Origin of the sequence: Roseibium sp. (assembly GCF_025698965.1) — a bacterium.
In the GTDB taxonomy this organism is placed as follows: Bacteria; Pseudomonadota; Alphaproteobacteria; order Rhizobiales; family Stappiaceae; genus Roseibium.
The window spans coordinates 23,249-31,210 of the sequence record NZ_JAILWL010000015.1; the positions used below are offsets into that span (position 1 = coordinate 23,249).

Genomic DNA, 7,962 nt, shown 5'->3' on the forward strand with positions numbered 1-7,962 from the left:
CAATGGCAAATAACGCCCTGGTGACCAGTCGCAGAAAGTTTGTGATCGAATGGAAGAGGTGAGCAGGCCGGGTGCATCCGATTTTTTCATCGGCTCCCCCTGAACTGCAGTGTTCGGCAGTGTACCTGAGGGCCAAGGAAAGAGGGGCCTGAGGCCCCTCCCGCGGTGTTGCTGATCCACTCTCTTGAGAGATCGTGCTTTTTCTTCAGGCTGCCTGCTTTCCGGACTTTTGAAGAGCAAGTTCTGCAGCCTTCCCGGAAAGCTCTGCCATGTGGTCGAATTCAGTCGTGTAACTGGCAACACCTGCCGTCGCTGACCTGAGTTCAACGATCAGATCACCGATTTCGGCCTCCGGCATAAGAGCCTGGACTTCGTCCCACCCCGGCCAGTTCGGACGCGCATCAAAACCAAGCAACTGACCTCTGCGCGCGGACACAATGGCATTGACCTTGGCTGTCGCGTCGTTCGGACAGGCGATCACCACCTTGTGGATAGGCTCCAGCAGCACAGGCTTACATTCAGGCAAACCGTCGCGGATTGCCAGAATCCCAGCCATCTTGAACGCTTGGTCAGAACTGTCGACCGAGTGGTAGGAACCGTCCGTCAGGCAGACAGAGATATCCACGACAGGAAACCCGAACGAACCGCGTCCCAAGGCGTCCAGAGCCCCATCCCTGACCGATGGAATATACTGTTTGGGCACGACGCCGCCGGTAATGGTGTCGGAGAACTGTATGCCTTCGCCACGCGGCAGCGGTGCGATTTCCAGAACGACATCGCCGAACTGCCCGTGTCCCCCGGACTGTTTCTTGTGGCGGCCGCGTATCTTGGTCTTGGCCCGTATGGTTTCGGCATAAGGCACGTGCGGCGAGTGGGAAGAGACGTTGAGGCCATATTTGCCTGCAAGCCTCTCCTGGGCGACCCGCAAATGCATCTCACCTTGCCCCGCAAGCAAGGTTTCCGCCGTTGTCTGATTTTGACTGATGGTTAGGGACGGGTCTTCTTCGGCCAATTTGGAAAGGGCGGCGGACAGTCGAACTTCATCCTTTCGCTCAGTCGCTGCAATGGCGATGGCAAGAACGGGCGGACGCTGCTCAATCTCGGACAGGCTTGCCAGCTTGTCTTGTTCGACGGTGAGCATGTCGCCGGTCTGAACATGGTCTAACCTTCCCAGGCCCACAAGGTCCCCCTTGCCTGCTGTCGCAATTTTGTTCGCCCCCTGCCCGAAAATCGAGAACAGGCCGGAGATTTTGACCTCGTCATCACCATTCACGAACAGGCTGTCCCCATCGGAGATCTGACCTTCCAGAACACGTGCAATTGAAAGCTTGCCACCGTGCTGAGTATGCAGTGTCTTCACAACCTGCAACACTGAGCGACGCTCATTGTCGAGGATACGTCGAGCCAGCACATCGACCCCAGGCGTCTCATGCCGCAGTGCCTTAAGCAAACGGCTGACACCGTTGCCGTGCTCGGCGGAGCCGAAAAACACCGGACAGATAAGTCCATCCCGCATTTCGTTGACGAGATCGGCAAAGACCTGATCGCGGTCGGGAGCTATATCTTCCAGCAGCGCTTCCATCAGATCGTCGTCGTGATCCGCCAGATGTTCCAGCATGGTAAAGCGGGCTTCGTGCTCACGGGTCCGGTCTTCATCGGACATGTCAATCTGCGTGCTGGCTTCCTTTTCGTGGTAGACGTGCGCCCGCTCCAGGGCGAGATCGATAAAGCCGGTTGCCTGACCGTCTTCCCAAATGGGGATCTGTCTCAGAACCAGAGGAACGGACGAAGCGGGCTGCAGAATGTTCAAGACGTCCCGCACGCGCCGGGTACTCTTGTCGATCTTGTTCAAAAACAAAACCCGCGGTATGGCGCGGGCTTCGAGAGCTTTCAGGATAAGCTGCAAGGCTGGAACCTTACGCTCGTCATCCTCAGCCACCACGATAGCCAGATCGACCCCGCTGAGCGCACCGTCCATTTCGCTCAAGAATTCAACAGATCCGGGACAGTCGACAAACACAAACCGGTCGCCGAGATAGTCGGCATCCGCAACGTTGACTTCCACACTCATGCAATGGGCGCGCGCTTCCGGTGAGGCGTCGCCTACCGTGTTTCCGTCAGTCACGCTTCCCTGGCGGGCGACTTTGTCCGTTCGTGCCAGCAGGGCTTCCAGAAGGCTGGTCTTGCCGCTGCCGAACGGACCTACAAGGGCGATACAGCGCGGCGCATTGCCGGCAGATGGTCCCTTTCCGTTTGTACTGATTGCCATAGTGCGTCTCCCGTTTGTTCGAGGATATCCCCGTAACAACGCGGCACGGCCGGCGGTGAAGGACGCGGGCCCGCCGCGTCTCGCCCGGATGGGATCGAAGGCCATAAAAGCCCAGTACTCATCAGCACCAAGCCCCAGTTCTTTGGCACTTCGACCAGGGGCGGTAATCCATCGTCGCGCCGATTGCAGCCCAAACGCAAGGGAATTATTTGTCGCAGTGCAACAACCAAAACCTGACACCGACTGAATTGAGAGAGCGTTAAGCCTGGTTGTCATCCCGACTTGCGCCCCTCGATACTTTCCTCAATGCTGCGATTAACTTTCGCCAGTCGGACAAGCAAATGGCAAAACGGTTCAAGAAGCGCGCTAGCCTGGAGGACATTCTCCAATCGACGTCGCTCACACTTTTCCCGGATCAGGACGGCGTTGCGGTCATCAGGATCGATACGGTCGATTGCGAGGGAGACAGTCCACTTCACATTCTGGCGCACCGGCAAGACCTCTATGCCTGCAGGCTGCTACTGGAAAATGGCGCCAATCCGAACCTCCAGGGTGACCTTGGCTACACGCCGTTGCACTACGCGGCTATGGCCCAGAACCGGGAGTTGGCAGATTTGCTCATGCAATTCGGAGCAAGGACCGACGTTGCATCGGAATTCGACGAGACACCCGCTTCAATAGCCAGGGACAGGGGGTTCAGGCTTGCAAGATGAGCCCATGACCTTCCCCTCTGCGCGACCTATATTAGGGATAGCCGGGAGCAAGACTGCGAAAAGGTGATGTTATGAGCTTTCAGAAATACGCCTGGGCGGTAGCCCTTTCAGCTCTTTTGACGGGTTCAGCCGCAGCCCAGAACAATCAGCTGCGCGGCCTTTCGAATTCGACACCGAACAACCTGCCGTCCGCCCAACAGCAGCTCAATCAAAACCTGAACAATCAGCAATCGACATTCTCGACGCGCCAGCAGATCGACAGCGCGAACAGACTGAACAGGACCAATCAGATCAATCGGCTCAACACACAGCCCAATGTGTCGGGAGACCCTTGTGCCGGAGCAAATGCAGGTTGTCAGAACAGATAGCTAATGCCGACTAAAACGTATTTGATAAATTGAGTGCCCCCCTCCCGCAAAAAGAGAGAGGGGAAGCCTTCTTCAAAGAGATAGGATCAGGCTGGAACGCCTGAATTAGTTGATGCGTTCCAGCGTCAACTTGCTGACACCAAGCGTAATATTGGTCCCGGTCTGGCTTTCCAGAGAAAACGGATTGAGGGCGATGGACCGGTCGAAACCGCCGATCAAAGCGTTGGCCTTGATCCCTGCACCGAGGCTTGCGCCCGCGGTTACCCCACCATAAGTCCCCGCCAGCAGGCCAGGCTTACGATTGGCGGACGGAGCCAGGACACCCCAGACCAGGGTCGCTTCCTTGGTTTTACCGATATCGAGGCCATAGTCGTTGACCTGGCCTTTGTAGTTTTCAACCGCGCCGCCATCAGCCGGCTTGAAGCTGCATCCAAGCGTTGCAGACGAACCCACGATAAAGCTGTGTTCGCCTTCCACCAGGCAGCTTAGTGTTCCAATTTCAACCTTAGGGCTGTTTTCGTTTGCAAAAGCAGATCCGGTTGAAAAAAGGACCGCAGTGGCAAGAGCCATGCTCAAAAAGCGCATTGTGAAAATCTCCATATCAAGAGCGAGTACTCGCATTCAGACAATGTATGCGGGTATCGCTCCTGATATGCAGGCATCACGTCAAAATCTGGGCAGAGGTTTCAAATTCGTTCCAGGGATCGGATTTAAGCAGAAAGCTCGGTCGAAGATAGGTCACCGACGGACAGTCCGCCGACCGCCGTTGTCCCATCCGTCTTGGATCGATCCATCCAGCGGGCCAGCAGGTAACGACGCCCTCCGATCAGAAGCATCAGCGTCACAACAACCGGAATCAGGCTGTCTTGCGGTGTTGCCAGAGCCCAGATGGCGCCCAACGCGGATACGATAAGCATAAGCGCGGAAATGCGTCCTTGCTGCCCGCGTGGCATGTCGGGAAGTCCGGCAAATCCGCCTTTGGAGAAAGAGGAAAGCAGGAGGCCCGTCATCAGAACCGTCAGCAGCACACCCCCATGTGAATAAGCCACCAGCGTTTTGGCAATGGCCGCATCACCAAATCGGAAGAGACTGATGATCAAGGGAGTCGCGACAAGTATGTGTAAATTGACCCCCAGCAAAACCGGGTGCATTCGCGCTCTTAGCAACCGGAACACGGCAAAAACGCCAAGTGCCAGCCCGGATCCAACCCAGCCTGCGAACTCGAGATCACCACCCTGCCGCCAAAGTAGAATGAAAGCGATCGAAGGTACACCTTCAAGAAGGTCGGTGAACCACTGTTTCTGCTGGGATTTTTCCATGCGTCGTCTCCAGTGTGTTTGAAGAAACATTAGATCAGGACACCGGTTCCCACCAGCCCTGACCTGCGACCGGAGGAAGACATGAAAAAGGGCGGCACATGCCGCCCTTATACAGTGCAGGAAGGACCGGAAATCCTATTTCAGGTTACCGCAGAAACGCTGGATGCGCGTGCAGGCTTCTTCAAGGGCTTCCGTCGACGTCGCATAGGAAATCCGGAAGTTCGGCCCGAGACCGAATGCCGATCCGTGAACCACGGCAACACCTTCCGTTTCCAGAAGCTCGGTGACAAAATCGGCATCGCTTTCGATTACCTTGCCCGATGGCGCTGTCTTGCCGATGGTTCCGGCGCAGGACGGGAACACATAGAACGCGCCTTCCGGAACCGGGCAGGTAATGCCGTTCGCCTGGTTCAGCATGGAAACGACCAGATCCCGTCGGCCTTTGAAGACCTCGTTGTTGGCAGGGATGAAATCCTGGGTTCCGTTCAACGCTTCAACAGCCGCCCACTGGGCGATGGAACACGGGTTGGACGTCGATTGTGACTGGACCTTTGCCATGGCTTTGATCAGATCGGCCGGGCCGCCGGCATAGCCGATACGCCAGCCGGTCATGGCATAGGCCTTGGAGACACCGTTCACAGTGAGTGTGCGATCGTGAAGAGCCGGTTCGACCTGTGCCGGCGTGGTGAACTTGAAATCGTCATAGACCAGATGCTCGTACATGTCGTCGGTCATCACCCAGACATGCGGGTGTTTCATCAGAACATCGGTCAACGCTTTCAGTTCCGCTTCCGTATAAGCTGCGCCTGACGGGTTTGACGGTGAGTTGAAAATCAACCACTTGGTGCGCGAAGTGATTGCCGCATCAAGAGCTTCCGGAGTGATCTTGAAAGTCGACTTGTCGGCTTCCACGATTACCGGCTCGCCCCCGGCCATCAGCACCATGTCCGGATAGCTCACCCAGTAAGGTGTCGGAATGATGACTTCATCGCCCGGGTTCAGCGTGGCGACCAGGGCATTGTAAAGCACCTGCTTGCCGCCGGTGCCTACCGTAATCTGATTGGTTTGGTAGCTGAGACCGTTTTCCCGCTGGAACTTTGCGACAATTGCAGCCTTCAACTCGGGAATGCCGTCTACGGCAGTATATTTTGTCTTGCCTTCGGTGATGGCCTTGATGGCAGCCGCCTTGATGTTTTCCGGGGTATCGAAGTCCGGCTCGCCAGCACCCAGACCGATCACATCGCGGCCTGCGGCTTTCAGCTCGCGTGCCTTGTTGGTGACAGCGATGGTCGCAGATGGTTGTACACGCGCCAATGCGTCAGCAAGAAAGCCCATAATGTCCTCCAGGGGGAAACGGGAATAACAGCGCGCGGACCGTAGAACCGTGCGTCTCGGAAGACAAGTCCCAATAGGGCTTCCAGCGAGCCGGCAAAGCAGTTTTTTCAGCTTTTGCTGCTGCGAACCCGGCACGAGGCCCTGACCGGCACAGTGCCGTTTGCGTCAGCTGCGAGTCTCCAGGATCAGTTTGGGCTCTTTGGTTTCAGTGTCAACCAGACTGCACTTGAAGCGTTTCTTTTTCGTCTGACCGTTCAGAATATTGACCGGCACCGACATGGGAACATCAGACTCCTGTTTCGCAGCACCCAACAGGGATGAATAATTGCTTGGATGCAACAGCATCTCCGTGATCGGGCGGCTGTCCAGGACTTCCGATGTCAATTGATAGGTTTTCATGGCCGCTTTGTTGGCCGCGATAATCATTCTGGACTTGGTGTTTACAACCAGAATTGGCGCGCTGCAGATATCAAAAACATTAGCAAAGTCCACATCTCCGCCGACATGACCGGCTGAAAACAGCACGCCGCCAACGGTTCCGCCAACACGAAAATACATTGCTTCGTAATTGAGATCGAGACTGTCGTTGCTCGCCAGAAGAAACTTGCCGCGCCCCGTCGCACTTGCACGCCGCGTCAGCGCTGCCAGCGTCAAGGACACGATGGTCCGGCCAACCCGGTTTTGAATATGGGCGATGTTGCGCCCAAGGATCAGACGTGCATCTTCAATCTGAAAGCTCTTGATGAAACCGTCGCTGGCAAAACGGACATATCCAAAATTGTCGACCAGCAAGACGACCCGGGTCGACGAAGCAACGAAGTGCTGCAGGATCGGGGCAAGACCGAGCACGACCCGGCCTGGATTGTCGTCATTCTCACCGATGGATGGGAAGCAGATTGCCAGCACCCGCCCGTCCGGCAATTCATACCGGTAAGCAACGATCGGAACACCGGGAATTCGATGGTCCGGCCCGCCTCCAACATCGAACGGTCCCGCCTTGCCCTCACGGACCGCCCCTTGCACGAGCCGGAGAATGTTTTTCCGGTCTTCCGGCGACAGATGACGCAGAGCTTCGTTGTGAGGAGCCTCCTGCAGGTCCTTGACCTCGCTGTTGAAGCTCTGAGATCCAACTTCGTGCCACAAGATTGTCTTGCGGCTGATATCGGCGAAAAAGAATTGAAGTCCTGCCAGGGACAGTGCCGGGCGTTCATCATCGCCCTTTTGATGTTGCTTTGAAGGCACCACAGATGTCTGCGGCTTGGGCGCCGGGGCGCTCTTCGCTGCGTTAAGTGTCATTCCTAGCCCGACCCGTTTGAATGAGTTTCCCTTCCCATGATCATCGCAGGTAATTACAAACAAAAACTAAAATCGCCCTGTAAAATCCATCAAATTCGTTACACAATCAAAGAATTACGCAACGCAAGGTAGTGTTTACAGAAAACATTTACTGACATATTTACAGTTGATTAACTACACAGCATCGTCGAAAACTCATTCGGCATTGATGACAATTTGCCTAAAAATGGTCACAAAATCACACAGCGACAGCCAGATTGCCGTCTGTCTGACGGCTCATTTAAAGGCTTAACTGCTTTCATCGAAAGATGGAGGCACCAATGCAGTTCGTGAGTTCGGGCGTTTCATCTCAAACACTCTCCCGCGCAAGCTTCCCACCGGCTTTGCTGTACATGCTGGCAACAGGCCTGTTGATTTTAATGTGTTTCGCGCTTGTGCCTGCCCTGGCCCTTTTGCTGATCGCATTCGCGGCAATGGCCGTGCTGACAAAGCTGCTGGGTCAACGCCTGTTCCGGGAACTGACCGACGCTTCCAACAGGGACGGCACTTGAGCCAAAAGGGCAACCCGTTTTCGGACCTTTGAAACCTGAATACGAACAGACTGTTTTTGACAATGGCAAACGCTGAAAAGACACGGCGTCGCAAGACGTCTCAATACAGGA

General features: G+C 55.6%; 8 protein-coding genes. 3 read left to right on the plus strand and 5 right to left on the minus strand.

Features of this window, described 5'->3' with window-relative positions:
• Positions 1 to 205: 205 nt before the first annotated feature.
• Positions 206 to 2,269: an elongation factor G gene (locus K5905_RS02515; protein ID WP_297579978.1), complete on the minus strand. Its 2,064-nt coding sequence runs from the start codon at positions 2,267 to 2,269 to the stop codon at positions 206 to 208.
• Between the two features lie 341 nt (positions 2,270 to 2,610).
• Between K5905_RS02515 and K5905_RS02520 the strand changes: the two genes are divergently transcribed.
• Together K5905_RS02520 and K5905_RS02525 are read left to right on the plus strand one after the other, a co-directional pair.
• Positions 2,611 to 2,982 carry an ankyrin repeat domain-containing protein gene (locus K5905_RS02520; RefSeq protein ID WP_297579980.1) on the plus strand — a complete coding sequence of 124 codons (372 nt, stop codon included), beginning with the start codon at positions 2,611 to 2,613 and terminating at the stop codon, positions 2,980 to 2,982.
• Positions 2,983 to 3,053: 71 nt separating this feature from the next.
• On the plus strand, positions 3,054 to 3,350 hold the full coding sequence (locus tag K5905_RS02525; protein ID WP_297579982.1) for a hypothetical protein: 297 nt from the start codon (positions 3,054 to 3,056) through the stop codon (positions 3,348 to 3,350).
• A gap of 105 nt (positions 3,351 to 3,455) precedes the next feature.
• Here the strand turns inward: K5905_RS02525 and K5905_RS02530 are convergent, their stop codons facing one another.
• The 4 genes from K5905_RS02530 to K5905_RS02545 form a co-directional block, all read right to left on the minus strand.
• Entirely contained in the window at positions 3,456 to 3,935 is a 480-nt protein-coding gene (locus K5905_RS02530) for a DUF992 domain-containing protein (protein ID WP_297579984.1), read from the minus strand.
• A gap of 125 nt (positions 3,936 to 4,060) precedes the next feature.
• Entirely contained in the window at positions 4,061 to 4,669 is a 609-nt protein-coding gene (locus tag K5905_RS02535; protein WP_297579986.1) for a hypothetical protein, read from the minus strand.
• Between the two features lie 135 nt (positions 4,670 to 4,804).
• Positions 4,805 to 6,004, minus strand: a complete 1,200-nt coding sequence (locus K5905_RS02540; protein ID WP_297579988.1) for a pyridoxal phosphate-dependent aminotransferase — start codon at positions 6,002 to 6,004, stop codon at positions 4,805 to 4,807.
• A gap of 165 nt (positions 6,005 to 6,169) precedes the next feature.
• Positions 6,170 to 7,300 carry a hypothetical protein gene (locus K5905_RS02545; protein ID WP_297579991.1) on the minus strand — a complete coding sequence of 377 codons (1,131 nt, stop codon included), beginning with the start codon at positions 7,298 to 7,300 and terminating at the stop codon, positions 6,170 to 6,172.
• A gap of 320 nt (positions 7,301 to 7,620) precedes the next feature.
• Between K5905_RS02545 and K5905_RS02550 the strand changes: the two genes are divergently transcribed.
• Entirely contained in the window at positions 7,621 to 7,851 is a 231-nt protein-coding gene (locus K5905_RS02550) for a hypothetical protein (RefSeq protein WP_297579993.1), read from the plus strand.
• Positions 7,852 to 7,962: the final 111 nt, after the last annotated feature.